Below are 23,920 nucleotides of genomic sequence, written 5' to 3' on the forward strand. Positions count from 1 at the left end.
GCAAGCCGGAACATTCAAAACTTGTCGAGAGCGCGGATGATCGCCGGCCCGAGAATGACCGCCATCAGCACCGGCAGGAAGAAGACGATCATCGGCACCGTCAACTTCGGCGGCAGCGCTGCGGCCTTCTTTTCCGCTTCGTTCATGCGTTCGTCACGGCCTTCCTGGGCCATGACGCGCAGCGCTTGCGAGAGCGGCGTTCCATAGCGCTCGGCCTGGATGAGCGCCTGCGTTACCGATTTGACGAGCTCGATCTGCGTGCGGGCCGCGAGATTGTCGAAGGCGGTGCGTCGATCCTGCAGGAAGGAAAGCTCGGCCGTGGTCAGGATCATTTCTTCCGCGAGCGCCGGGGATTGCTCCCCCATCTCCTCGGCGACACGACGCATGCCGGCTTCGATCGATATGCCCGACTCCACACAGATCAGCATCAGGTCGAGTGCATCGGGCCACGCCCGCTTGATCGACTTCTGGCGCTTGGTGACCAGATTGGAGATATAGATGTTCGGCGCATAGAAGCCGAGATAGGCCATGCCGATGACGCCGAGCAGACGGATCGGCAACGGCCTGCTGGCGAAATAGCCGAGAACGAAGACCAGCAGGATAGCAACAGCAAGGAACAGGAACGGCAGCAGAAACCGCGCCACCAGAAACATGTTCAACGCATTTTCAGAGCGTAGGCCAGCGGCACGCAGACGATTGACGGTATTGGCGTCGACAAGCGCGTTGCGCAGGTTGAAACGCTCAACGATCTGCCTGACATTGTGATTGTTCTGATTGCGCAATGTTGTCTTGCCGCCGTCGGCATTCAAACGCGCCCGCTCGCGGGCCCGGATCTGCTCGCGCTCCGTCGACACCGCCTTCATGCGCTTGTTGAGGTCGCCACGCTCCAGTATCGGCAAGGCGATCGTATAGAAGGTAGCAAAAACCACGATGGCCACGACAATGGCCAGAATGGTGCCGGGATCGGTCAAGTTGGCAGCCAGATCGGACATAGGCTTGGCGGCTCCCCCCGCTCAGATCTCGAAATTGATCATGTTGCGCATGATGAAAATGCCGATGGACATCCAAACGCCTGCGCACATCAGGATCAGGTGGCCGCGCGGATCGACAAAGAGGACCGTCATATATTGTGGCGACGTCAGAGAGACGAGCGTCATGACGATGAAGGGCAAAGCGCCGATGATGACGGCGGAGGCCTTTGCCTCCATCGACAATGCCTGGACTTTCGCCTTCATCTTCTTGCGATCACGCAGCACCCGCGACAGATTGCCCAGCGCTTCCGACAGGTTGCCACCGGCCTGCGCCTGGACGGCGATGACGATCGAGAAGAAATTCACTTCCTGAAGCGGCATATGGTTCAGCATGCGTGCACAGGCATCCGACATGCTGAGGCCCACCTGCTGCGCCTCAACCACCCGGCGGAATTCCGTTTTGACAGGTTCGCGCGCCTCGCTTGCCACAAGCCGCACGGAATCGTTCAACGGCAGGCCGGAGCGCAGCGAGCGCGTGATGAGATCAAGCGCGTTGGGGAATTCTTCGAGAAACTTGTTCTGCCGGCGCTTAATGAGGAAACTGACGATCCACCGCGGCAGGCCGAACATTGCGGCAAAAGGTAACCCGAGAACGGCGAGACGCGGTGCGCCGACGATGAAAAAGATCAACATCACGAAGAGGCCGAACAGCACGCTGAAGAGATAGAAGCGAGAGGGCGTCAGCGACAAGCCGGCCTGCGCCAAGCGCGCCTTCAACGACTGCTTCCTCTTCGTGCTTTCCGACTGCCGCTTTTCCAGATCCTTGAGCGTTTCCTGAACAGATTTGCGGCGCTTGGACATTTCCTGGACGCGATCGCGCGCGGCCTTGACCTTCACACGGTCGGTCTCGGCCTGCTTCACCCGGTTGACGCGGCTCTCTGCCTTCTTCTGCGACTCGATGCGCGAATAGAGCACGCCATAGCAGATCGCCGCGGCTGAGACGGCCGAGAGCAGGACAATCAAGAGTACGACTGGATCGACACCGAACATGGGAAATCCTATTGACCCTTCTGCTCCATCTCGTCGAGCGCGGCGGCAAGGCGTCTTTCTTCGTTGTAGTAGCGGGCGCGATCCCAGAAATGCGGCTTGCCGATGCCGGCGGAGAGATGCCGGCCGATAATTCGACCGTTTGCGTCCTCACCTTCGATCTCGTAGCGCATCAGATCCTGCGTGATGATCACATCGCCTTCCATGCCGATCACCTCGGTGATCTGCGTGATGCGGCGCGAGCCGTCGCGCAGACGCGCCGCCTGAATGATCACATCGACGGAGCTGGAAACGATCTCACGCACGGTCTTGGCCGGCAGGCTGAATCCGCCCATCGCGATCATCGATTCGATACGGCTCAGGCATTCGCGCGGCGTGTTGGCGTGGATCGTACCCATGGAGCCGTCGTGGCCCGTGTTCATCGCCTGCAGCAGGTCGAAGACCTCTGGACCGCGCACTTCGCCGACGATGATGCGTTCGGGGCGCATACGCAGGCAGTTCTTGACGAGATCGCGCATGGTGATCTCGCCCTCGCCTTCGATATTCGGCGGGCGTGTTTCGAGACGCACGACATGCGGCTGCTGCAATTGCAGTTCGGCGGTGTCTTCGCAGGTGATAACGCGTTCGTCGCGGTCGATGTAGTTGGTCAGGCAATTCAGAAGCGTCGTCTTGCCCGAGCCGGTGCCGCCTGAAATGACGACATTGCAGCGCACGCGGCCGATGATCTGCAGGAGCGTCGCACCTTCGGGCGTGATGGCCCCGAAGCGCACGAGCTGATCGAGCGTCAGCTTGTCCTTCTTGAACTTACGAATGGTCAGCGCCGGCCCGTCGATCGCAAGCGGCGGCGCGATGACGTTGACACGCGAGCCGTCGGGCAGGCGCGCGTCACAGATCGGGCTCGATTCGTCGACACGGCGGCCGACCTGGCTGACGATGCGCTGGCAGATGGAGAGAAGCTGCGAATTGTCCCGGAAGCGGATTTCCGATTCGACTGTCTTGCCGCCGACTTCGATGAAGGTCTGGCCGGCGCCGTTGACCATGATGTCGGCGATGTCGTCGCGGGCGAGCAGCGGCTCCAGCGGACCGTAACCGAGTACGTCGTTGCAGATGTCCTCGAGCAGTTCCTCCTGCTCGGAAATCGACATCGCGAAATTCTTGATCGTGATGATGTCGTTGACGATATCACGGATTTCCTCGCGCGCGGCTTCATTGCCGAGCTTGGAAAGCTGCGACAGGTCGATCGTGTCGATGAGCGCGGAAAAGACCTGCGATTTTGTGTCGTAATATTCCTCGGTGCGCGCCGTCCGGCGGCGACTGGGTGTCTGCATCGGCGGCGGCGTCACCTGCTGACGGGGCTGCGACTGGTCGCGAGACGGCTCGATCAATACTGCCGGTGCGGCAGGCGTGCTGGCTGCGGCAGGCGCACGCGCCGGCTGAGGCGCCACGCTGCCGCTTTTTGCAGGACCATCATTTCCACGCTTGCCAAACATGCTTTCAATCCAATTCTACTGCTGCAGTTACTTCCGTTTCAGGAGGCCAAGCAGACCGCCCTTTCTCGCCTTCTTCAAAGCGACGCGCCCCGTGACGATGTGTGATATCTGCGAGAAGACCTCGGCGACCGGCGACTTCGGATCGGTTTCCGAGATCATCTGGCCGCTGTTGGCAGCATTGCCGAAGAGATTGATGTCGAACGGAATGATGGCGATCGGCTCAAGCTCCAGCGGCGCGCAGAATTCCGACGGGTTGATCTCCGGGCGCTTCGGCATGCCCACCTGGTTGAGGACGAGATGCGGCGCCTTGTCATTGGGCCGCAGCTTGCGCAGCGCGTCGATCAGGTTCTTGGCATTTCGCAGGTTGGCGAGATCGGGTGCTGCACAAATGACGACCTCGTCGACAGCCCCAAGCACCGAGCGCGTCCATTCCGTCCAGAGATGCGGTACGTCGAGCACGGCCACCGGCGCGCTGCGCTGAAGAACATCGAGCACCGGCAGGAATGCATGCGCATCGAAATCATAGGCGCGATCCAGCATGGAGGGCGCCGCCAGCAGCGAGAGATGCTGCGAGCATTTGGTCAGCAATCGATCGAGAAAAACCTCGTCCAGGCGCTCCGGCGCATAGACGGCTTCGGCAATCCCCTGTGCGGGATCCTGATCGAAATCGATATTGGCGGTGCCATAGGGCAGATCGAGATCGGCCAGAATGGTTTCGGTGGAGAACAGGTTCGATATGCCGAAGGCGCAATTATGGGCGATGGTGGACGCGCCCACCCCGCCCTTCGCACCGATGAAGGCAATGCTGCGGCCGAGCGGCTCGGCATCGGGATCGATGAAAATCCCCGCTATCGCCGTCATAAGGTCGGCCATATCCGTGGGCTGAACTACATATTCGGAGATGCCGTTGCGGATGAGCTCGCGGTAGAGGCCGATATCGTTGTGATAGCCGACGATGATCACCTTGGTGCTCGGATCGCAGACTGCGGCGAGCGGCGCAAGTTCCGTCAGCAGATTGCGCGGATTGGCGCGTGTTTCGAGGATGATCAGGTTCGGTGTGGGCGTCGAAGCAAACATGTTTGCAGCCGCCGCCGTGCTGCCGCTGGTGATGCGCAGGCTGACCTTGGACATGCGCCGATCGTTGGCGCATTGGTCCATTACGCGCTGCAACTGATCGCTTTCGCAGAAGGCGTGCACCGAAATGCGCGGCAGCGGCCGCAGGTTCTCGAGGTTGCCGGGGTGCGGGGCGTCCCCGGTGTCTTCGGCAGTCGATTCGATTTCGTAATCGATGGCGTTCATGATTTCATCCTGTTCCGCCGGCGGGCAATTCCTGTGGTCATTGGCCGGAGCTGCCTGACCCGCCGAAGCCGCCGATCGTAGCCGTGCTCGTCGGGACCGAGCCCTTGCGATAGTTGTCGATCACCTTGCTGCGCTGATCGGTATCGATCGGTGATGCGGCACGAGGCGAAATCAAGTCCGTCGGATTGGCGACCTGTGCCGCCAGATTGTGCTGCGTTGCACAGCCAAAATTATAGTAGTTCTGATTGTCGAAGGCATTGTCGGTGAGATCGTCCGGCCATTGGCCGCAAGTGTTGGTAAGTGCCGTCGTGGCGGTGAAGCGCAGACGGATCGGAGCGGCGTCGCCGGGATCGCCCGCAGGGTAATAGCTTTCGACGATGCGGGCCGACGATATGCCATTCCCCACCAGTTCCTTTCGGATTTGCTGACGCAGGACGGATGCCGCCTGCGAATTTACCGATCCCCGTGGCAGCAGGATTTCGACGGTGCCACTCGCACGGCCGCGATAATCCTGCACAAAGCCTCGGATGGTATCGCGCATTCCCGTGGTCAGCCGGCGGTCGCTGGCAGCGACCGGTATGTCGAGATTATGCGCCTTCTCCGTCAATACGATCGGATGACGCTGACGATAATCGTCATTGATGGCGCTGGTCGTCATGCGGTCGCGCGAATCGGCGCAACCGCTGATAGTGGCGGCGGTGAGAAACAGGACCGGTGCGATCAGGGCCAACCTGGGGAAACAGGCATTGCCGGCACGAGGCGTATTGCGTTCGAGGCTGGCCATTTCCTTATCCCTCGTCAGTCCGGTTGAAAGGGTGCGCTTCATGGTCGGTGTCCCCTCACTTGTAGATGAAGCCGACGGTGCCGTGGAAATCGGCGTCGGCGACCGGCGGCCCGTCCTTGCGGCCGTAGATCTTGTTGACACGATTCATGAAGAAGCCGCTGATATCGTTGCTCGGCGAAAAATTGTCGTCGGGCCGGGCAAGCTTATTGCGGGCGACCGGACGCACCAGATAGGGCGTTGCGATGATGACAAGCTCGGTTTCGTCGCGCTGGAAGCTCTTCTGGCGGAACAGCGCGCCAAGGATTGGAATCTTCGAGGCGCCCGGCGTACCGTTGGTGGTCTGCTGGATGGTATCGCTCAAGAGACCGGCCAAAGCGATCGAGCCGCCGGACGGCAACTCCACCGACGTATCAGCGGCACGCTGGTTGTAGGTTGCCGTTCCGGCGTTAGCCGTGCCAACCGGATTGGAAACCTGGGTCTGCACATGCAGAGCGATTCGTCCGGCAGATAGCACGACAGGCGTGAAGGCCAAACTGATGCCATAGGTGAAGGGTGTGACCGTGACACTCCCGTCCTTGTTCGTGACGGCGTATAGCGTCTGACCGCCCGAATTGAAGGTCGCGGCCTGGCCGGAGATCGCCGTCAGCGTTGGCTCAGCCAGCGTACGGACGGCGCCAGCCTGCTCAAGAGCATTGAGATAGGTATTGATATTGTACTTGCCGATGGCTGTTTTGAACAAGCTGGCAAGACCGCCGCCGCCGGTTGAAGCAGTCGCGTCCGCGCCAGGACTGCCGAGCTGGGCAACCAACTGCCCACCGGAGGAGTTGCGGACGAGATTGTCGAAGCCGATCTGCTTCAGCACGCTGCGCTTGATTTCGGCGACGGTCACCTTGAGCGTCACCTGATCCTCACCTTCGATCTGCAGCATGTTGACGATCTGCGAGGTCTGGCGTCCTTCGGCGAAGAGTGCGACCGCGTTGTTGTCGCCGGAGCCTGAGGCCGTTGCAAAGCGTGTCGTCGCTTCGCCGCCCTTGAGGAAAGCCTGTGCAAGCTGCTCTGCGCGCGTCGCATCCTGCGGCGTACGCACCGTTCCGGTCATGACGATGTTGTCGGAAACGATCTCGACGTTGATGTCGGAGTCCGGAATGAAGCGTTTGAGATTGGCCTGCAGGCCGGCAATATCGCGCTCGATCTGCAGGTCGAGGCTGACGATTTCCCTGCCGTCGGCACCGAAAATGAAGATGTTGGTCTGGCCTACGGTCTTGCCGAACAGGTAGATGCGGCGCGAGGTGCGCGTCACCGCGTCTGCCATTTTGGGGTCGGAAACGAGGATGTCATGGGCATCGGCCGGCAAATCGACTACCAGCGCCTTGTTGAGACCAAGCTTCAAAGTGCGTTTCGTGCCGAGACCCGCGATGGTGACGATGCTGTCGGAGCCACCGGCAAGAGCCCTTTGGGTTTGCAGAAAAGACGGAGCATCCGCCAAAGGCAGGCCCGCAAAGGCAACGGAGAAGGAAAGCGTTGCAGCGAGGGAGAGGCTGGCCTTCTTGCTTGTCTTGAACATCATCCCGCCCCTTCTCATTGTGGTTTCGGCCCCGTTGGGCCATCGGTCACGATCGCTCCCGACTTGATGACTTGCACGAGGCCGCCGCCATTATCGCCGGCCAGCAGATAATCGGCTGCCGTCGTATCGGGTTGCTGCGCGTCGGCAACGGAGCGCAACGCCAGCGTCAATCGGTCAGCCATCTGATGCGCGACGGCCAGGACCTTCGCCTGGTCCGGCGTCAGCTCCAGCGTTGCGGTTGCGCCGACCGCGGCCTTGCTTCCATCCTGCTTTTCTTCGATCTGCTGATCGACCGCCAAGACCCGTACGTTGCTGAGGACCGTCTCGGTGATGAGCTGCTGTTGGGAGCTTTTGCGGACCATAATGACGTCAACACGGTCGTTTGGGAGAATGAAGCCGCCGGCGCCGGTCGCGACGGAGATCTCGGTGGCGACAGCGCGCTTACCGGACGGCAACAGCGAGGAAAGGATACGACTGCTGGAATCGGCGACCTTTTCCTCGCGAATCGGTTCGCCCTCGAACATCGGCAAGCGGACGACCGCGCCCTTCAGGTCCTTCACGGCATCGGGACGGTCACTCTGGGTGATGAGACCTTTGACCACACCGCTTTCCGGCCAGGCCAGCCAATGGATCGATTTTTCGTCCAAACGCGATCCGACGGGCAGATTGGCGCCGGCAACGAGCACATTGATCGTCGCTTCCTTTTCCACCACCGCTGCAATCTGCTGCGGCACGATATCGCGCTTGCCGGCGAGACGCATCGCCAGCAGGCCGGCCATACCGGCTGCGACGGCTGCCACCGCGAGTATCATTATGCGAGCGGGTTTCATGGACATTCCTTGGCGAACAGAATTCTTCGCCCCGCAGAATGACCGGCAATTGGTGTAATTATGGTTAATGGTACGTTACATTTATTGTTACTTAACCATGATTACTTGGGCAATATTAGATAGTATTCACGTAAAAATACGTTGCTTTCGCAGATTTCAACCTAGATCGCCCGTTGCGTGGCCGCGATAACGAGAGACGAGCCTGGGAATGCAAGAATTCCCCCGATGGCGATAGCAATGCCGTAAGGGATCTTCTTCGCCGTGATCAATGAATTCGGCAGGGGAAGGCCGATGGCCATGATGGTGCTGGACTGTGACCGGAGCAATACGATCAGAAATGTGACGGCGCCGCCGATAAACGCGACGTAGATCAGGAACACTACAAGAGATGAATCGAAGCCGAACCAAAGCGCGGCTGCCGCCAGTAGTTTCGCGTCGCCACCGCCCATGACATTCAGCGCGAATAGTGCGAAGCAGACAAAAAACACGGCGCTTGCACCGGCCAAGTGCATGCCAATTTCTGTAAAGGACAGCCCGAAAATCGGCGCCAAGACAAGAAACGATACCGCGAGCGCCAGAGATACGCGATTAGGAATCGTCATCGTCAGCAGATCGGAGATCGCCGCAATCGACATGCAGAGCGGAAATATGAGCAACGCTGCTGCTTCGAGCATGCTTTCCCTCTTCCAAACATAAATATCGGAAACCGCTCACCAATGAGCGGTTTCCGGAAAATATTATGCCCTCGAGGCAAATACTTTACTTGGTACCAATGCCGTTGCCGGAATGGTTCATCTGGGTGGCAATGTTGGTGAACGTGTTGTTCAATGCACCACCCAGGGTAGTTGCGCCAGTGATGATGGCGACCGAGATCAGAGCTGCGATCAGGCCGTATTCGATTGCGGTCGCACCCGATTCATCCTTCAGGAAGCGCGAAAAAAGCTTGGACATGAATTTACTCCACACAATTTGTTGACAGCACGTCCGCCAACTGTTGCCGTTGATCGGATGAGCTGCACGGTAGCTGTTCGCCGTTTCCATCGCTTTAAGGAATTGGGTTAATCACCTGTAAATACAGAAGCAAAAAAAGAATAGTTAATGTCGAATGCGTGTCTTCCTGCGCATTTTTAAAGAAAATCTTCAATGAAATAGAAATTATTAGATGTGTGAATATTAGCGTTGCATGTAATTTGTCTTAAACCAAAGCATATCTGCAGCAAAAAGGTGAAGGCAGAAGCCACATATGGGACATTTGCACCATATCCGCACCACCTGAGGTGGCCTTAATCCTTCATTCACCATTCTTTCTCATTCTGTCCGACAATTCTTTTCGCCATACGCATTCCAAGAGGCCAAGCCATGCCCATCGGCGGCAAAACCGCATTCCTCGCCGGCATCCTCGCCATGGCCGGCCTGACACCGCAGCTTTGCCATGCTGCCGGAGAAAATCTGCTGCGCGTTTATATGGATCACGCGCGCGTATTGAAGCTTGATCGCCCCGTCAGCAAGGTCATCGTCGGCAACGCCCAGGTCGCCGATGCGACCGTCGCGGATCCGAAGACCATCGTGCTGACCGGCCGCGCTTTCGGAACGACAAACATCATCCTGCTCGACGCTGACGGCAACGCCATCGTCGACGAACAGATTCTTGTTTCGATCGATGAAGGCAACACGGTTCGCGTGTTTCGCCAGACGGATCGGGCAGTATTGTCATGCACGCCCAATTGCGAGCAGCATGCGCAGCAGAACAATACTACGGCAACCACAACAACCGGCCCGTAGTTTTATTTATTATCGCAAATATTCTAAAGTACTACACAAGAATTGCCTTGACGCTGATAATCACACCTTCCCTTAAATATGAAGAGGGAAGAGAAACGGATTATCAAGAAAGCGTCTTTAGTTTCATCCGCGTGTAAATCGCTGCGGATGTTCAATGATACCGAACGACGATCTTTTCGCGAACAAAGACCCGGCGCAACGGCGTCTCCGGGGAAATTTGCGTGAATTCGTAAGGTCGCGGGACGGGGCGGCGGCAATCGAATTCGCTTTGCTCGCCATTCCCTATTTCCTGATCATCTTCGCGGTCATCGAGACTTTTGTCGCCTTCACGGCAGAGCAGGTCATTTCGAACGCTGTCGATACCCTGTCACGTCAGATCAGGACCGGGCAGATTAGCGGCGATTCCACCAAGTCTTCATATATGACGCAGCAACAGTTCCGGCAGGCATTCTGCAACCAGATTGCCGTGCTGATCACATGTTCTTCGACGGAAGTCGCAACGCCATCCAGCCTTTATCTCGACGTCGAGAGCTATACGAGCTTCGCCTCCATGCCGACGACCATCCCGCGCCAATCATCGACAGACCCCTATTCCGACCTCAGCACAACAGGCTTTGCCTTCGCACCAGGCGGCGCGAAGACCTTGAACATGGTGCGCGCCTATTACCGCTGGCAGATCATTACCGATCTGATGCGCCCGTATCTTTCCAACATCCACCCCTCCGACGGATCGATGCCGACGACCTATCTCATCGTCGCCACCGCCGCCTTCCAGAATGAGAACTATCCGTGAGCGGGCGGCCAGACATGATCAGGAAGGAAGCTCCGTTCCTCGGCATGTTGCGGCGTTTTGCTCGAGACCGGCGCGGCGTCGGCGCAATCGAATTCGCCATTCTTTTCCCTGTACTGCTGCTGCTCTATCTTGGTGCGTTCCAGCTTACCGTCGGCCTCAATGTCTCCAAGCGCGCCAGCCGCTCGGCCGGGTCGATCGCGGATATCATCTCGCAGCAGTCAGGCGTTAACAAATCGATGCTTGCGACCATGCCCTCGGTCGCGGGCGCCATTTTCGCACCCTATGTCACGACCGGCCTGACCTTGAAGATTACGGGAATCGCGGTCGATGCCAGCGGCAAAGCCACCGTGGCATGGTCCTGGGCGCAGGATGGGACAACCCCCTATCCATCAGGCACCGCCGTCACCGTGCCGAGCAATATGAACCAGGCAAGTACCTTTCTTGTGCGCAGCGAGCTTGCCATCCCCTATCAGCTCATGAATTTCGGGACCAACTTCCTGCCGAACGGCACCAGTCAGATTACGATCAGCCGGCAATTTTTCTACCGCCAGCGCGCCGGCACCTCGATCACCTGCAGCGACTGCTGACGATCATCGCGAAGCCGAGGCCCGGTGAGACCCTCCAAAACGGAAAATTGCCAAGTCGATGCCTCCGTTATATGGGTGACAGCCAGAGCACGCGGCCGAACCTGCCGACGCGTGCGATGATTTTTATCGGGTGATCCATGGCGCGCGCCTTTCTCTTCGTTTTGGACTCTTTTGGCGTCGGTGGCGCCCCTGACGCCACAAGCTATGGCGACGAAGGTGCCGATACGCTCGGCCATATCGCCGAATTCTGTGCCGCGGGCGCGGCCGATCGCGACGGCCTGCGCCAGGGACCCTTGGCGCTGCCGAACATGTCCGGCCTCGGCCTACTCGAGATCGCCAAGGCGGCATCGGGCAGCTATCCCGCCGGCATGCCGCAGCCGGAGAGGCTTTACGGCCTTTACGGCTGCGCCAGCGAGGTCTCCCGCGGCAAGGACACGCCATCAGGTCACTGGGAAATTGCCGGAACGCCCGTCATGTTCGATTGGGGCTACTTTCCGGCCGAGGGCGACGCCTTTCCGCCGGAGCTGGTGAACGCCATCTGCGAGGCAGCGGACCTGCCCGGCATTCTCGGCAATTGCCATGCCTCGGGAACGGATATCATTGCCAAGTTCGGAGAAGAGCATATCCGCAGCGGCAAGCCGATCTGCTACACCTCATCCGACTCGGTCTTCCAGATCGCGGCGCATGAGCGGCATTTCGGTCTCGACCGGCTGATCGCCCTCTGCACGATCGTGCGTACCCTGCTCGATCCCTACAATATCGGCCGCGTCATTGCCCGCCCCTTTGTCGGCGAGACCGTGGCGACATTCGAGCGAACCGGCAACCGCCGCGATTTCTCCGTGCTGCCGCCGGAACCGACGCTGCTCGACCGTCTGGTCAAGGCCGAGCGCACCGTGCATGCGGTGGGGAAGATCGGCGATATCTTTGCCCATCAGGGCGTTTCCAAGGTCATCAAGGCCAATGGCAACATGGCGTTGATGGATGCGACGCTGAAGGCCATGGATGAAGCTGCAGACGGCGATCTGGTTTTCACCAATTTCGTCGATTTCGACATGCTCTACGGCCATCGCCGCGACGTGCCGGGCTATGCCGCAGCGCTCGAAGCCTTCGACATGCGACTGCCGGAAGTGCATAAAAAGCTGAAAGCTGGCGATCTCGTCATACTGACGGCCGATCATGGTTGCGACCCCACCTGGCGCGGCACGGATCACACGCGCGAGCGCGTGCCGGTCATGGCTTACGGGCCGGGTATCCGCTCGCGCTCCATCGGCATTCGCCAGACCTATGCCGATATCGGCGAGACGGTCGCACGACATCTGGGTATTGCGGCCGGGCCGCACGGGAGGAGTTTCCTTTGACATCGCATTTGAAGAAAGTGGAGCTGCATTGCCATCTGGAAGGCGCGGCTCCGCCAGCATTGACACTCGCACAGGCGCACAAATACGGCGTCGACACGAACGCCTTCCTGAAGGACGGCACCTACCTCTGGAAGGATTTTGCAGAGTTCCTCGTCTGCTACGACAAGGTCTCCGAGGTCTACCGCACCGAGGAAGACTATGCGCTGCTGACGGAAACTTATCTGGAAGAACTTGCCGGCATCGGCACGATCTATAGCGAACTCATCGTCTCGCCCGACCACGGCGACCGTATCGGTCTCGGCGCCGATGCCTATATGGCGGGCGTTTCCGCCGGCATCCGCGCCGCCAAGGCAAAGACCGGCATCGAGGCGCGGCTGATCGTAACAGGCGAACGCCACTTCGGCCCCGAGCGGGTGGTGAAGGCGGCGGAATATGCCGCCAAAAGCGACAATCCGCTAATCACCGGCTTCAACATGGCCGGCGAAGAGCGCAGGGGCCGCGTCGCCGATTATGCCCGGGCTTTCGACATCGCGCGCGAGGCCGGCCTCGGCATTACCATCCATGCCGGCGAGGTCTGCGGCGCCTTTTCCGTCGCCGATGCCGTCGAGCTGGTGCGCCCGCAGCGTATCGGCCATGGCGTGCGCGCCATCGAAGATATGGATCTCGTCAAGCGCCTTGCCGATTTCGGCACGGTGCTGGAGGTCTGCCCCGGTTCCAACATCGCGCTTAACGTCTTCCCGGATTTCCAGTCGCACCCGCTACGCAAGCTGCGCGATGCCGGCGTGCGGGTCACGATCAATTCCGACGACCCGCCCTTCTTCCACACCTCGCTGAAGCGCGAATACGAGTTGGCATCGTCAGCCTTCGGCTTCCGTGACGACGAGATCGATGTGATGACGCGCACGGCGATCGAAGCGGCCTTTGTGGACGAGACGACACGGGCGGCGTTGCTCGCAAGGCTGTAAAAACAAGGTTTGGGCCGCAGATTGGGGATGAAATCTCGAAAAGCGGCCTATTTTCTTGCACCAGAGTCAATTTCCGTGAAAGAAACATCTCATATCTCGGAATTACTGGAAGGCTGAACCCATGGACGGCGTCACTGTCATCGATCACCCGCTTGTGCAACACAAGCTCACAATCATGCGCAAGAAGGAGACGTCGACAGGGAGCTTCCGCCGGCTGCTGCGCGAGATTTCGACGCTGCTCTGTTACGAAGTGACGCGCGACCTGGAATTGACGATCGAGACGATCGAAACGCCGCTGCAGTCCATGGACGCGCCAATCCTCGAGGGCAAGAAGCTGGTCTTTGCCTCGATCCTGCGTGCCGGCAACGGCCTGCTCGAAGGCATGCTCGATCTCGTGCCTTCGGCGCGCGTCTCACATATCGGCGTCTACCGCGATCACGAGACGCTGCAGCCGGTCGAATATTACTTCAAGGCGCCGGAGGATATTTCCGAGCGCCTGATCATCGTTGTCGATCCGATGCTGGCAACCGGCAATTCCTCGATCGCCGCCATCGACAAGCTGAAGGAGCGCGGCGCCCACAATATCCGCTTCCTGTGCCTGCTGGCTGCCCCGGAAGGCCTCGCCAATTTCCGTGCGGCGCATCCGGATGTGCCGGTCTTCACCGCCGCTATCGACAGCCATCTCAACGAGCTGGGCTACATCGTGCCGGGCCTCGGCGATGCCGGCGACCGCATGTACGGCACGAAGTAAATTACATTACTATACTCAGGTTAAAGCCCGGCAGTATTCAACTGCCGGGCTTTTTATTGATTGCTTTAGCGGCATTTCAGCAAACTTGGCTTAGATATGGCAATGCCCGCAGGAGGGGCCTTGCCAATGCTCGTTCGCGTTGTTGTTTTTGCAGGCATTATTGCAGCGGCAGCCACGCAGGTGCCGATGTTCTTGAACAGCGATATCGTGAACAGGCCGAAGCCTGCGCCCGTAGAAGCCGTATCGCTCCCGCCGCAGAAAGCTGAACCGCCCAGTCTATATGGCAGCGTATCGCTGCGCGCCGACGCCGGTGGCCACTATCAGGGCGACTTCGCGATCAATGGCCGGTCGGTGCATGGGATGATCGATACCGGTGCGACCTATGTCGCCATCAATGAAAGCACGGCGCGCAGCATCGGGTTCAGCAGCGTCGATCTGGATTATCGGTACCCGATCCAGACAGCGAACGGCACGTCCAAGGCCGCACTTGTCAGATTGGATCGCCTTGAGATCGGCGGAATCCGGATCCGCGACATAGATGCGATCGTCGCCAAAGACAGCGCATTGTCGACCACGCTGATCGGCATGAGCTTCCTGAAGAAGCTGAACTCCTATGCTGTTCAAAACGGCACGATGCGCCTGACGCAATAGCGGCCCGTCAGATCCTCGTGACGATGACAGGCGGCAGATCGGGCGCGGTTTCAACGATGCGATAGTTAGCCGACAAATTGGCCGCCGCCCGTTCCCCGCTCGCCTCGTCGGCTGCGTGAACGACAGCGATACGGTCGCCCTTGCTGACCTTAGTGCCGAGCGGCAGGATGTCGCTGAAGCCGACGCGGTGATCGATCTTATCCTGTGGACGGCGGCGCCCACCGCCGAGATCGATCACGCTCACGCCGATCGCACGCGCATCGCAGGCGCCGAGCCAGCCATCTGCGGCCGCGAGAACCGGCGTCTGCACCGGCGCACTCACCAGATAGCGATCGGGGTTTTCGAGCAGATCCACCGGGCCACCGAGACCATATACCATGCGGCCGAAGACCTCCGCCGCTTTGCCGGACGCCAATGCCTCGCGCGCCCTGCCCTCGGCCTCTGCCGTGCTCGCGGCAATGCCAGCCTGAACCAGCATTTCGGATGCAAAGGCGAGGATGATCGTCTCAAGCCTCGTGCCTGCCTTGTTCCCCTTCAGGAAATCCAGGCAATTGCGAAGCTCGACCACATTGCCGGCCGCATCGGCCAGGGGCTGGTTCATATCGGTGATGAGGGCGGAAGTCTTGACCCCCGCGCCGTTCGCCACCTCCACAAGCGAGCGCGCCAGCGTCTCGGCTTCTTCAAGCGAGGTCATGAAGGCGCCGCTGCCGATCTTGACGTCGAGCACCAGCGTTTCCAGCCCGGCCGCCAGCTTCTTCGACAGGATAGACGCAGTGATCAACGGCACGGAATCGACGGTCGCGGTGACGTCACGCACTGCATAGAGCTTGCCGTCGGCGGGCGCCAGAGCGCCGGTCTGGCCGATGATGGCGCAGCCCACCTCATCGACCACCTTGCGGAAACGGGCTGCATCCGGCGTGATGCCATAGCCGGGAATGGATTCCAGCTTGTCGAGCGTGCCGCCGGTGTGACCGAGGCCGCGGCCCGAGATCATCGGCACGGCGAGACCGCAGGCGGCGCCGATGGGGGCGAGCATCAGCGAGACGTTGTCGCCGACGCCGCCGGTCGAATGCTTGTCGGCAACTGGCCTGCCGATGCCTTGCCAGGACAGAGTGTCGCCGGAGCGGGCCATGGCGAGCGTCAGGGCCACGGTCTCGTCGCGCGTCATGCCGCGAAACCACACGGCCATGGCGAAGGCACCGATCTGGCTTTCGGCCAGTTCGCCGCGCCCCAAGGCGCCGATGAAGCCATCGATATCGGCGGCCGAAAGGATCGCGCCGTTACGCTTCTGCCGGATGATTTCCTGCGGGATCATGGATCAATAGCCTGAAGCCGCCGCCTTGGATTCGCCGCCGGCCAGCACGTTCAGAATATCGTCGAGCAGGCTCGACGCGCCGAAGCGGAAGGTCGACGGCATCGCCCAATCGGGCGCCATGATGGTCTCGGCAAGGCTGAGGTACAAAGCCGCGTCGGCGACGGAGCCGATGCCGCCAGCCGGCTTGAAACCGACCTTACGGCCGCTGGCGCGGATTGCCCGCAGCATGATGTCGGCAGCTTCGAGCGTCGCGTTAACAGCAACCTTGCCGGTGGAGGTCTTGATGAAATCGGAGCCCGCCTCGATCGCGAGTTCGGACGCACGCCGGATCAGCGCTGCGTCCTTGAGTTCGCCGGTCTCGAGAATGGTCTTCAGGAGGACCGGCCCCGTGCACTCGGCCCGCAAGGCGGCGACCATATCGGTGACGGCTTGCTCATTGCCGGCCAGAAATGCGCGATAGGGAATGACCAGATCGATCTCGTCGGCGCCATCGGCGATGGCTTCACGGGCTTCGGCTGATACGTCGGCCACTTCCATGTCGCCGGCCGGAAAGTTCACCACTGTCGCGATCTTAACGGCATGATCGGTTCCGAGAATGCTGCGCGCCTGGGCGACGAAGCGCGGCCAAATGCAGATGGCGGCGGCATTGCCATAGGGCGATTGCGCGCGGGCGCACAGCGCCTCGATCTGAGCAGGCGTGCAGTCGTCCTTGAGATTGGTCAGGTCGAGAAGGGAAAGCGCAACGGCCGCCGTTTCTCTCAGGGAATGGCTTGTCATTGTGAATCTCCTTCGTCCGCAATCATCTCTTTCAGAATGGCGGCGAGACGTGTGCCACCGACCGGAGCCATGTCTTTCGTCTCGTCATGCGAGAGTTCGCCACCGGTCATGCCAGCACCATAGTTAGTGATGACGGAGGCGGCGGCAACCCTCAGTCCGAAAAGACGTGCCAGAATGACTTCCGGCACGGTCGACATGCCGACGGCATCGGCGCCGAGGACACGCGCCATGCGGATCTCCGCCGGCGTTTCGAAGCTCGGTCCGGAAAACCACATATAGACGCCGTGCGACAGCTTGATCTCGGCCTTTTCCGCGGCTTTGCGCATGCGCATGATCAGGTCGATGTCATAGGCGCTGGTCATGCCGACGAAGCGCTTGTCGCTCTCCTCGCCGATCAGCGGGTTCATGCCGGAATAGTTGATGTGGTCGGTGATCTGCATCACCGATCCCGGCGGCATCTCCTCGCGCAGCGATCCGGCCGAGTTCGTCAGGATCAACGTATCGACGCCGAGGGCCTTCAGCGTCTCGATCGGCGTGCGCATGGCATTGGCATCGCCCTTTTCGTAGTAGTGCACACGGCCCGACATCATGATGACCGGGACGTCGCCGAGTTTGCCCGCAACCAGCGTGCCGGCATGGCCGGACACGGCACTGACGGGGAAGCCGGGCAGATCGGCATAGGGGATGCGCAGGGCATCCACGACCTGATCGACCAGCGAGCCGAGGCCGGAGCCGAGGATGATGCCGTAGCGCGGCTTCAGATCGGCGAGCTTTTCCTTGAGGATATCGACGGCTTCGCTCATCCGAGTATCTCGGTTTCGAAGCTGAAGGGGAGCATCTCTTCCATGGTCATGGTCTTCTTCACGCCGGTTTCGTCGCAAAGATAGATCCGTGTCTCCTTGCTGGCAAATTCGGCGATCTTCTGCCGGCAGCCGCCGCATGGCGGGCAGAGCGGCAGCTTTTCGGCGATGACGGCCATCTCGACGATCTTCTTGGCGCCGGCCATGATCATATGGCTGATCGCTGTGGGTTCGGCGCACCAGCCCTGCGGAAAGGACAGGTTCTCGATGTTGGCGCCGGCATAGATCTTGCCGTCCTCGGCGCGGATGGCCGCGCCGACGGGAAATTTCGAATAGGGGGCATGAGCGAAGGCCATCGCTCCGCGAGCGGCTTCGAACAGATCATGCGACATGGATTTAGCGCTCCTTCGTATAGGGTACGCCACCGGCCTTCGGAGGTTTGGCGACGCCGATAAAGCCTGCAAGCAGGATGCAGGTTAGGATATAGGGCAGCGCCTGGAAAATCTGTACCGGCACCTCGCCGATGCCCGGAACCGCCTTGCCCTGCATGAAATTTGCGAAGGCATCGAGGAAGCCGAACAGGAGGCAGGTGAACATGACCGGCACCGGCTTCCACTTTGCGAAGATCAACGCGGCCAGAGCGATATAGCCCTTGCCCGCCGACATATTGTTGATGAAGGCGGCCGACTGGGCGATCGAGAGATAGGTGCCGGAGAAGCCGCAGAGAATGCCGGCGACGATCAGCGACCGATAGCGCAGCCATTCGACCGAGATGCCGGCGGTATCGACGGCGCCGGGGTTTTCACCGACAGCGCGCAGCCGCAGACCGAAACGGGTGCGATAGAGAATCCACCAAGAAATCGGTACCGCTATGAAGGCAAGGTACGTCAGGACATTGTTGCCGGAGATGACATTGGCGTAGAGCGGCCCGATGATGGGGACGCTACGGATCGCATCGGCACCCGGCAGGGTGATGGCAGAAAAACGCGCGGTGCCAGGCAGCGTCGGCGTGCGGCCGCCCTGCCCGAACCAGGCCTGACCCAAAACGATGGTCAAACCAGCGGTCAGGAAGTTGATGGCAACGCCCGAGACGATCTGGTTACCGCGATTGGTAATCGACGCGAAGCCATGCAGCAGACCAAGCATGACAGAGACGACGATCCCGGCGCCAAGCCCGGCCCAGGCCGAGCCGCTAATCGAAGCGACGCAGGCTGCGGCGAAGGCCGAGGCCAGCATCTTGCCTTCGAGACCGATGTCGAAAATACCGGCACGCTCGGAAAACAAGCCCGCCAGCGCGGTAAAGATCAGCGGAATCGACAGGCGGATCGTCGAGCCAAGTATGCTGATGAGGAGCTCATAATATTCCATCGTCCGATCCTCACGTCCTGGCGAATGACTGGTAGATGCGCCCAAGCGCGGGTCGGAACATGTATTCCAGCGCCCCGGCAAACAGGATCACAAGGCCCTGGATCACCACGATCATATCGCGAGTGATGTTCGGCATATCGAAGGAGAGCGCATCACCACCCTGATAAAGGATGCCAAACAGGATCGCCGCCAGGATGATGCCGAAGGGATGATTGCGGCCCATCAGCGACACGGCGATGCCGACGAAACCTGCGCCAAGCACGAATTCGACCTGCAGGCGCGCGGAGGCGCCCATGACCGGATTGAGCGACATCATGCCTGCGAGACCGCCTGAGATCAGCATGGCGATGACGACCGTGCGGGCATAGGGAATGCCGGCATAGACTGCAGCCGTCGGGCTGAGGCCGAGGGTGCGCATTTCATAGCCGAGCTTGGTGCGCCAGACGAGCACCCAAACGAGGAAGCACATGACCAGCGCGATCAGGAAAGACACGTTGAGCGGCGCCGCACCTATGGTCGAGCCGAAAATGCTCATCAGCCAATCGAGCTTGGGCAGCTGACCACCCGCCAGGAAGGTGCGGGTTTCAGGCGCCATCTTGCCCGGCACGATCAGCACATGCACCAGCAGGAAGTTCATCATCGCCGATGCGATGAAGTTGAACATGATTGTGGTGATGACGACGTGGCTGCCGCGCTTGGCCTGCAGCCATGCCGGGATGAGGGCCCAGAGCGCACCGAAAATCGCAGCTCCTATGACCGCGAAGGGCATCGTCACGTACCAGGGCACGTATCTGTCCAGCGCCAGCGCCACCAACGCACAGCCCAGACCGCCGACATAGGCCTGACCTTCCGAGCCGATGTTGAACAGACCGGCATGGATGGCGACGGCGACCGAAAGGCCGGTGAAGATGAAGCTCGTGGCATAATAGAGGGTAAAGCCGATGCCCTCGCCGCTGCCGAGAGCGCCCTGCAGCAGCAGGACGAGCGCATCGAGCGGGCTTTCGCCGATGAACCAGACGACGAGGCCGGAGATCAGGAAGGCAACGATCAGATTGAGGATGGGGATCAGACCGTAGTTGATCCAATTGGGGAGCGGTACGGAAGCCGTGCTCATAAACGCCTCACGCGGCAATGCCGGCCATCATCAGGCCGAGTGTTTGTTCACCGGCCTCAGCCGACTTTTCACCGACGATGTGGCCGGCGAACATGACGAGGATACGATCCGAAAGCGCACGAATCTCATCCAGCTCCACCGACACCAGCAGGATGGCCTTGCCGGCGTCGCGCATCTCGATGATGCGGCGATGGATGAATTCGATGGCACCGATATCGACGCCGCGCGTCGGCTGACCGATCAGCAGAGCCTGCGGATCACGCTCGATTTCGCGGGCGACGACGATCTTCTGCTGGTTGCCGCCGGAGAAATTGGCTGTTTTCAACCGCGCATTCGGCGGGCGGATATCGTATTTCTCGATCTTCTCGATGGCATCCTTGCGCATGGCATCGAGATCGAGCATGCCGCCGCGCCCGTATTTGCGGTCGCGGTGATAGCCGAGCATGGAATTCTCATATTCCTCGAACTTGAGGACGAGGCCCATATGGTGGCGATCTTCCGGAATGTGGGCAAGGCCGAGTTCGCGGAGCGCCGCCGGATCGGCATTGCCGATCGGCTTGCCATGCAGAAGGATTTCGCCGGACGCCGGCTTGCGGATGCCGGCGATGGCCTCAAGCAGCTCGGACTGGCCGTTGCCGGCAACGCCGGCAATGCCGACGATTTCGCCGGCGCGGACATCGAAGGAGACGTTGTCGACCATGGTAACGCCACGGCCGTCCTTGACGGTGAGGTTGCGCACCGAGAGCAGGACTTCGCCCGGATTGGGAGCGCCCTTTTCCACGCGCAGCAGCACGCGGCGGCCGACCATCAGTTCAGCCAGTTCCTCGACAGTGGTTTCCGCCGTCTTGCGGGTGGCAACCATCTCGCCGCGGCGCATGACCGATACCGTATCGGTGATCGCCATGATTTCGCGCAGCTTATGGGTGATGAGGATGATCGTCTTGCCCTGGTCGCGCAGCACGCGGAGAATGCGGAAGAGATTGTCGGCTTCGGCCGGCGTCAGAACGCCGGTGGGCTCGTCGAGAATGAGGATCTCGGCGCCGCGATACATCGCCTTCAGAATTTCGACGCGCTGCTGCTGACCGACGGGAAGCTCTTCGATCAACGCGTCCGGATCGACTTCCAAGCCGTAATCCTTCTCCAACCGAGTGAGCTCGGCGCGCGTGGCAGTAACGCCCTTGGCGAGAAGCGCGCCGCCTTCGGCGCCCAGCATCACATTTTCAAGGACGGTGAAATTGTCGACCAGCATGAAGTGCTGGTGCACCATGCCGATACCGGCTGATATCGCCGTCTGGCTGTCACGGATGGCGATGGGGTTGCCATTGATGCGGATCTCGCCGCTGTCGGCATGATAGAAGCCGTAAATGATCGACATCAGGGTCGATTTCCCGGCACCGTTTTCGCCGATGATCCCGTGAATCGAGCCTTTGGCGACGGTCAGGTTGATATCTTTATTGGCGTGGACAGCACCGAACTTCTTGTCGATGCCCACGAGCTCAATGGCAGGGATTTGGCTCACTATGAGAGGCTCCAGAAACCGGATTCCGGATAAGAAAAGGGCGTATGACGGTTTGCTTCGTCATACGCCCTTGTTTCATTATCAGCTCTTCGGGCAGGCGTTGTCGGCCGTATAGTCGTGGACCTTGACGGTGCCAGCGACGATATCAGCCTTTGCCTTGTCGACCGCAGCCTTGATTTCCGGTGTCACGAGCGGCTTGTTGTTGTCATCCATGGCGACGCCGACGCCCTCTTCCTTCAGGCCGAGTTCCTGGGTGCCGGGCGTGAACTTGCCGTTCTTGGCATCGGTGAAGGCATTGTAGACGGCGAGGTCGACGCGCTTGACGACCGAGGTCAGAACGGAACCCGGATGCAGGTAGTTCTGGTTACTATCGACGCCGATCGACAGCTTCTTGTTGTCGGCAGCCGTCTGCAGCACGCCGAGACCGGTAGCACCGGCAGCCGCGTAAACGACGTCGGCACCCTGGTCGATCTGGTTCTTGGTGAGCTCGCCGCCGCGAACCGGGTCGTTCCAGGCAGCGCCGGTCGTGCCGGTCATGTTCTGGAGGACTTCGATCTTCGGATTGGCGGCGCGCGCACCCAGCTCGTAGCCACACTCGAACTTGCGGATCAGCGGGATGTCCATGCCGCCGACGAAGCCGACCTTGCCGGTCTTCGATGCGAGGGCAGCCATGACGCCGGCGAGATAGGAGCCTTCATTTTCCTTGAACTTGACGGAGCGAACGTTCGGCAGATCGAGGCTGTCGTCGATCAGCACGAATTCGGTCTTCGGATATTCAGCGGCAACCTTCTGGAGAGCCGAGGTCCAGGCGAACGAGACGGCGATGACCGGATTGAAGCCCTTGCTGGCGAAGTTGCGCAGCGCCTGCTCGCCCTGGGTGTCGCCCGTCGGCTCGAAGTCGCGGTAAGCGACGCCGGTTTCCTTCTTGAACTTTTCAGCGCCGTTATAGGCTGCTTCATTGAAGGACTTGTCGAACTTGCCACCGGTTCCGTAAACGATTGCCGGCTTGATGTCGGCCGCAAGCGCCGTCGCCGACATGGCAGCCAAGGCAAAAAGGGTCAGAAGGGATTTTTTCATGTGTCGCAGCCCTGTTGTTGCTATCTTGTTGGGTCCTCCCGCAAGCCCGTTGACCGGGCATGTCTGCGGAACCGCTGACCTCCCCCGAGGCCAAGCTGGCGTGCATCCTTGCATGGCTGCACGAAAAATTCACGAGAAATTTTTCAGTTGGTAAAGATTTGTGGGAACTGGTGAAAACCTGCTCAAATGACCCATTTTTTAAACAATTTCGGCCTCAAATTGCAATTTAATCGGCCAATTGGACGGTCATTCGATAGTCTGCAACCGGTGATCAGACCCCTGGTATCGCTCCTGCAAACCCATCGCCATGCAGCTTTATGGGGGGCAGAATTCCCCGAATGACGCAGGACAAAAGGGCTGGTCACAGACCTGTCAGGCGCCTAGCCGACCTGCAAGCTGAGGCCGCTTGTAGGCAATCATCCACAGCAGCAGCGAGATGATCAGGAACACGGCAAAGGCCGGCTGAAACAGCAGCCACTGCATTGCCATGTCATAAAAGCGCGGATGAACATAATAGGAGATCGCCGAGCGAACCGTCGCCAGCGATGACGGGCTGACATCATTCCAGGCATCGCCCATCGGGGTCAGCACCACAGCCGAAGCAGCGACGGACTGGATGGAATCGATGGTTCCGGCAATGACCGCAACCACCAGCGCAACGAGGCTGGCAAAACGCAACAGGAAACGCATGACTCCCTCCGCATACTCATTACAGCCGGCCCAAAAGAGCCGATCCGTCTAACGCCGCCTCATCCATACCCTTAGATATGTTGGGCGCGAAATAAGCGCAATGGGGATGAGAAACAGAGTTTTTTGTCCAGAAGTCAAAAAACTGTCAGATTCGGGTTGATCCTAGAAAATTCATCGGTATATATCGCGCCGTTCCCACAATAGCTCCTTTATCGGACGCGAAAGTGCAGATGGACAGGTGGCCGAGTGGTTTAAGGCGCACGCCTGGAACGCGTGTGTGCGTGAAAGCGTACCGTGGGTTCGAATCCCACCTTGTCCGCCATTTATGCCCTGCCCCGATCACTGCTCTCTTCGAATTCCAATAGCTATGGGCTGTCCCCTCGCTCAT

General features: G+C 59.8%; 25 protein-coding genes and 1 tRNA gene. 8 read left to right on the forward strand and 18 right to left on the reverse strand.

The window, feature by feature from the left end; genetic code table 11:
* Positions 1–14 precede the first annotated feature (14 nt).
* From GA0061102_RS01960 to GA0061102_RS02000, 9 genes are all read right to left on the reverse strand, one after another.
* Positions 15–992, reverse strand: coding sequence for a type II secretion system F family protein (locus tag GA0061102_RS01960; protein ID WP_092843500.1), 978 nt, complete (start codon positions 990–992; stop codon positions 15–17).
* Positions 993–1,013: 21 nt separating this feature from the next.
* A complete protein-coding gene (locus GA0061102_RS01965; RefSeq protein WP_092843502.1) occupies positions 1,014–2,021 on the reverse strand; it encodes a type II secretion system F family protein in 1,008 nt (335 codons plus the stop codon).
* Between the two features lie 8 nt (positions 2,022–2,029).
* Complete coding sequence (locus tag GA0061102_RS01970; RefSeq protein WP_092843504.1) at positions 2,030–3,508, reverse strand: TadA family conjugal transfer-associated ATPase; 1,479 nt, start codon at positions 3,506–3,508, stop codon at positions 2,030–2,032.
* Positions 3,509–3,535: 27 nt separating this feature from the next.
* Complete coding sequence (locus GA0061102_RS01975; RefSeq protein WP_092843506.1) at positions 3,536–4,807, reverse strand: CpaE/TadZ family protein; 1,272 nt, start codon at positions 4,805–4,807, stop codon at positions 3,536–3,538.
* Positions 4,808–4,844: 37 nt separating this feature from the next.
* The gene (locus GA0061102_RS01980; protein WP_245297894.1) at positions 4,845–5,633 is read right to left on the reverse strand and encodes a CpaD family pilus assembly protein; all 789 of its coding nucleotides are present in this window, start codon (positions 5,631–5,633) and stop codon (positions 4,845–4,847) included.
* A gap of 13 nt (positions 5,634–5,646) precedes the next feature.
* A complete protein-coding gene (locus GA0061102_RS01985; protein ID WP_092843698.1) occupies positions 5,647–7,155 on the reverse strand; it encodes a type II and III secretion system protein family protein in 1,509 nt (502 codons plus the stop codon).
* A 14-nt stretch (positions 7,156–7,169) separates the two neighbouring features.
* Complete coding sequence (cpaB, locus tag GA0061102_RS01990) at positions 7,170–7,985, reverse strand: Flp pilus assembly protein CpaB (RefSeq protein WP_092843510.1); 816 nt, start codon at positions 7,983–7,985, stop codon at positions 7,170–7,172.
* Between the two features lie 161 nt (positions 7,986–8,146).
* Positions 8,147–8,659, reverse strand: coding sequence for an A24 family peptidase (locus tag GA0061102_RS01995; RefSeq protein ID WP_092843512.1), 513 nt, complete (start codon positions 8,657–8,659; stop codon positions 8,147–8,149).
* Between the two features lie 85 nt (positions 8,660–8,744).
* Entirely contained in the window at positions 8,745–8,936 is a 192-nt protein-coding gene (locus GA0061102_RS02000) for a Flp family type IVb pilin (protein ID WP_092843514.1), read from the reverse strand.
* A gap of 408 nt (positions 8,937–9,344) precedes the next feature.
* Here GA0061102_RS02000 and GA0061102_RS02005 point away from each other — a divergent pair, with 408 nt between their 5' ends.
* From GA0061102_RS02005 to GA0061102_RS02035, 7 genes are all read left to right on the forward strand, one after another.
* Positions 9,345–9,767, forward strand: coding sequence for a pilus assembly protein N-terminal domain-containing protein (locus GA0061102_RS02005; protein WP_092843516.1), 423 nt, complete (start codon positions 9,345–9,347; stop codon positions 9,765–9,767).
* Positions 9,768–9,921: 154 nt separating this feature from the next.
* On the forward strand, positions 9,922–10,560 hold the full coding sequence (locus tag GA0061102_RS02010) for a TadE/TadG family type IV pilus assembly protein (RefSeq protein ID WP_092843520.1): 639 nt from the start codon (positions 9,922–9,924) through the stop codon (positions 10,558–10,560).
* Between the two features lie 14 nt (positions 10,561–10,574).
* Positions 10,575–11,147 (forward strand): TadE/TadG family type IV pilus assembly protein, encoded by a 573-nt coding sequence (locus GA0061102_RS02015; RefSeq protein WP_092843522.1) that lies wholly within the window; start codon positions 10,575–10,577, stop codon positions 11,145–11,147.
* 137 nt (positions 11,148–11,284) lie between these two features.
* Positions 11,285–12,505, forward strand: a complete 1,221-nt coding sequence (locus tag GA0061102_RS02020) for a phosphopentomutase (RefSeq protein ID WP_092843524.1) — start codon at positions 11,285–11,287, stop codon at positions 12,503–12,505.
* The gene (locus GA0061102_RS02025; protein ID WP_092843526.1) at positions 12,502–13,470 is read left to right on the forward strand and encodes an adenosine deaminase; all 969 of its coding nucleotides are present in this window, start codon (positions 12,502–12,504) and stop codon (positions 13,468–13,470) included. Before GA0061102_RS02020 ends, GA0061102_RS02025 begins: the two co-directional genes overlap by 4 nt.
* A 121-nt stretch (positions 13,471–13,591) precedes the next feature.
* Complete coding sequence (upp, locus tag GA0061102_RS02030) at positions 13,592–14,221, forward strand: uracil phosphoribosyltransferase (RefSeq protein ID WP_092843528.1); 630 nt, start codon at positions 13,592–13,594, stop codon at positions 14,219–14,221.
* A 126-nt stretch (positions 14,222–14,347) separates the two neighbouring features.
* A complete protein-coding gene (locus GA0061102_RS02035; RefSeq protein WP_092843530.1) occupies positions 14,348–14,872 on the forward strand; it encodes a TIGR02281 family clan AA aspartic protease in 525 nt (174 codons plus the stop codon).
* Positions 14,873–14,879: 7 nt separating this feature from the next.
* Here the strand turns inward: GA0061102_RS02035 and deoA are convergent, their stop codons facing one another.
* From deoA to GA0061102_RS02080, 9 genes are all read right to left on the reverse strand, one after another.
* Positions 14,880–16,187 (reverse strand): thymidine phosphorylase, encoded by a 1,308-nt coding sequence (deoA, locus tag GA0061102_RS02040; RefSeq protein ID WP_092843533.1) that lies wholly within the window; start codon positions 16,185–16,187, stop codon positions 14,880–14,882.
* Positions 16,188–16,190: 3 nt separating this feature from the next.
* Complete coding sequence (gene deoC, locus GA0061102_RS02045; RefSeq protein WP_092843535.1) at positions 16,191–16,964, reverse strand: deoxyribose-phosphate aldolase; 774 nt, start codon at positions 16,962–16,964, stop codon at positions 16,191–16,193.
* A complete protein-coding gene (locus tag GA0061102_RS02050) occupies positions 16,961–17,767 on the reverse strand; it encodes a purine-nucleoside phosphorylase (protein WP_092843537.1) in 807 nt (268 codons plus the stop codon). The genes deoC and GA0061102_RS02050 overlap by 4 nt, the downstream gene beginning before the upstream one ends.
* Positions 17,764–18,156, reverse strand: coding sequence for a cytidine deaminase (locus GA0061102_RS02055; protein WP_092843539.1), 393 nt, complete (start codon positions 18,154–18,156; stop codon positions 17,764–17,766). The genes GA0061102_RS02050 and GA0061102_RS02055 overlap by 4 nt, the downstream gene beginning before the upstream one ends.
* 4 nt (positions 18,157–18,160) lie before the next feature.
* Complete coding sequence (locus GA0061102_RS02060; protein WP_092843541.1) at positions 18,161–19,132, reverse strand: ABC transporter permease; 972 nt, start codon at positions 19,130–19,132, stop codon at positions 18,161–18,163.
* 10 nt (positions 19,133–19,142) lie between these two features.
* A complete protein-coding gene (locus GA0061102_RS02065) occupies positions 19,143–20,246 on the reverse strand; it encodes an ABC transporter permease (RefSeq protein WP_092843543.1) in 1,104 nt (367 codons plus the stop codon).
* A 7-nt stretch (positions 20,247–20,253) separates the two neighbouring features.
* Positions 20,254–21,765, reverse strand: a complete 1,512-nt coding sequence (locus tag GA0061102_RS02070; RefSeq protein WP_092843545.1) for an ABC transporter ATP-binding protein — start codon at positions 21,763–21,765, stop codon at positions 20,254–20,256.
* Between the two features lie 81 nt (positions 21,766–21,846).
* A complete protein-coding gene (locus GA0061102_RS02075; protein WP_092843547.1) occupies positions 21,847–22,842 on the reverse strand; it encodes a BMP family lipoprotein in 996 nt (331 codons plus the stop codon).
* A 372-nt stretch (positions 22,843–23,214) separates the two neighbouring features.
* Complete coding sequence (locus GA0061102_RS02080; RefSeq protein WP_092843549.1) at positions 23,215–23,532, reverse strand: hypothetical protein; 318 nt, start codon at positions 23,530–23,532, stop codon at positions 23,215–23,217.
* A gap of 232 nt (positions 23,533–23,764) precedes the next feature.
* Between GA0061102_RS02080 and GA0061102_RS02085 the strand changes: the two genes are divergently transcribed.
* Positions 23,765–23,854, forward strand: a tRNA-Ser gene (locus GA0061102_RS02085).
* Positions 23,855–23,920: the final 66 nt, after the last annotated feature.

This window comes from Martinezella miluonensis (genome assembly GCF_900094545.1).
GTDB lineage: Bacteria > Pseudomonadota > Alphaproteobacteria > Rhizobiales > Rhizobiaceae > Rhizobium > Rhizobium miluonense.

Coding starts and splice junctions, on each gene's coding strand:
- GA0061102_RS02075 (WP_092843547.1), bottom strand. CDS start 22,842: ATGAAAAAATCCCTTCTGACCCTTTTTGCCTTGGCTGCCATGTCGGCG.
- GA0061102_RS01975 (WP_092843506.1), bottom strand. CDS start 4,807: ATGAACGCCATCGATTACGAAATCGAATCGACTGCCGAAGACACCGGG.
- GA0061102_RS01960 (WP_092843500.1), bottom strand. CDS start 992: ATGTCCGATCTGGCTGCCAACTTGACCGATCCCGGCACCATTCTGGCC.
- GA0061102_RS01985 (WP_092843698.1), bottom strand. CDS start 7,155: ATGTTCAAGACAAGCAAGAAGGCCAGCCTCTCCCTCGCTGCAACGCTT.
- GA0061102_RS02080 (WP_092843549.1), bottom strand. CDS start 23,532: ATGCGTTTCCTGTTGCGTTTTGCCAGCCTCGTTGCGCTGGTGGTTGCG.
- deoA (WP_092843533.1), bottom strand. CDS start 16,187: ATGATCCCGCAGGAAATCATCCGGCAGAAGCGTAACGGCGCGATCCTT.
- deoC (WP_092843535.1), bottom strand. CDS start 16,964: ATGACAAGCCATTCCCTGAGAGAAACGGCGGCCGTTGCGCTTTCCCTT.
- GA0061102_RS02055 (WP_092843539.1), bottom strand. CDS start 18,156: ATGTCGCATGATCTGTTCGAAGCCGCTCGCGGAGCGATGGCCTTCGCT.
- GA0061102_RS02000 (WP_092843514.1), bottom strand. CDS start 8,936: ATGTCCAAGCTTTTTTCGCGCTTCCTGAAGGATGAATCGGGTGCGACC.
- GA0061102_RS01995 (WP_092843512.1), bottom strand. CDS start 8,659: ATGCTCGAAGCAGCAGCGTTGCTCATATTTCCGCTCTGCATGTCGATT.
- GA0061102_RS02035 (WP_092843530.1), top strand. CDS start 14,348: ATGCTCGTTCGCGTTGTTGTTTTTGCAGGCATTATTGCAGCGGCAGCC.
- GA0061102_RS02015 (WP_092843522.1), top strand. CDS start 10,575: ATGATCAGGAAGGAAGCTCCGTTCCTCGGCATGTTGCGGCGTTTTGCT.
- GA0061102_RS02005 (WP_092843516.1), top strand. CDS start 9,345: ATGCCCATCGGCGGCAAAACCGCATTCCTCGCCGGCATCCTCGCCATG.
- GA0061102_RS02050 (WP_092843537.1), bottom strand. CDS start 17,767: ATGAGCGAAGCCGTCGATATCCTCAAGGAAAAGCTCGCCGATCTGAAG.
- GA0061102_RS02060 (WP_092843541.1), bottom strand. CDS start 19,132: ATGGAATATTATGAGCTCCTCATCAGCATACTTGGCTCGACGATCCGC.
- GA0061102_RS01980 (WP_245297894.1), bottom strand. CDS start 5,633: ATGAAGCGCACCCTTTCAACCGGACTGACGAGGGATAAGGAAATGGCC.
- GA0061102_RS01970 (WP_092843504.1), bottom strand. CDS start 3,508: ATGTTTGGCAAGCGTGGAAATGATGGTCCTGCAAAAAGCGGCAGCGTG.
- GA0061102_RS02065 (WP_092843543.1), bottom strand. CDS start 20,246: ATGAGCACGGCTTCCGTACCGCTCCCCAATTGGATCAACTACGGTCTG.
- GA0061102_RS02010 (WP_092843520.1), top strand. CDS start 9,922: ATGATACCGAACGACGATCTTTTCGCGAACAAAGACCCGGCGCAACGG.
- upp (WP_092843528.1), top strand. CDS start 13,592: ATGGACGGCGTCACTGTCATCGATCACCCGCTTGTGCAACACAAGCTC.
- GA0061102_RS02020 (WP_092843524.1), top strand. CDS start 11,285: ATGGCGCGCGCCTTTCTCTTCGTTTTGGACTCTTTTGGCGTCGGTGGC.
- cpaB (WP_092843510.1), bottom strand. CDS start 7,985: ATGAAACCCGCTCGCATAATGATACTCGCGGTGGCAGCCGTCGCAGCC.
- GA0061102_RS01965 (WP_092843502.1), bottom strand. CDS start 2,021: ATGTTCGGTGTCGATCCAGTCGTACTCTTGATTGTCCTGCTCTCGGCC.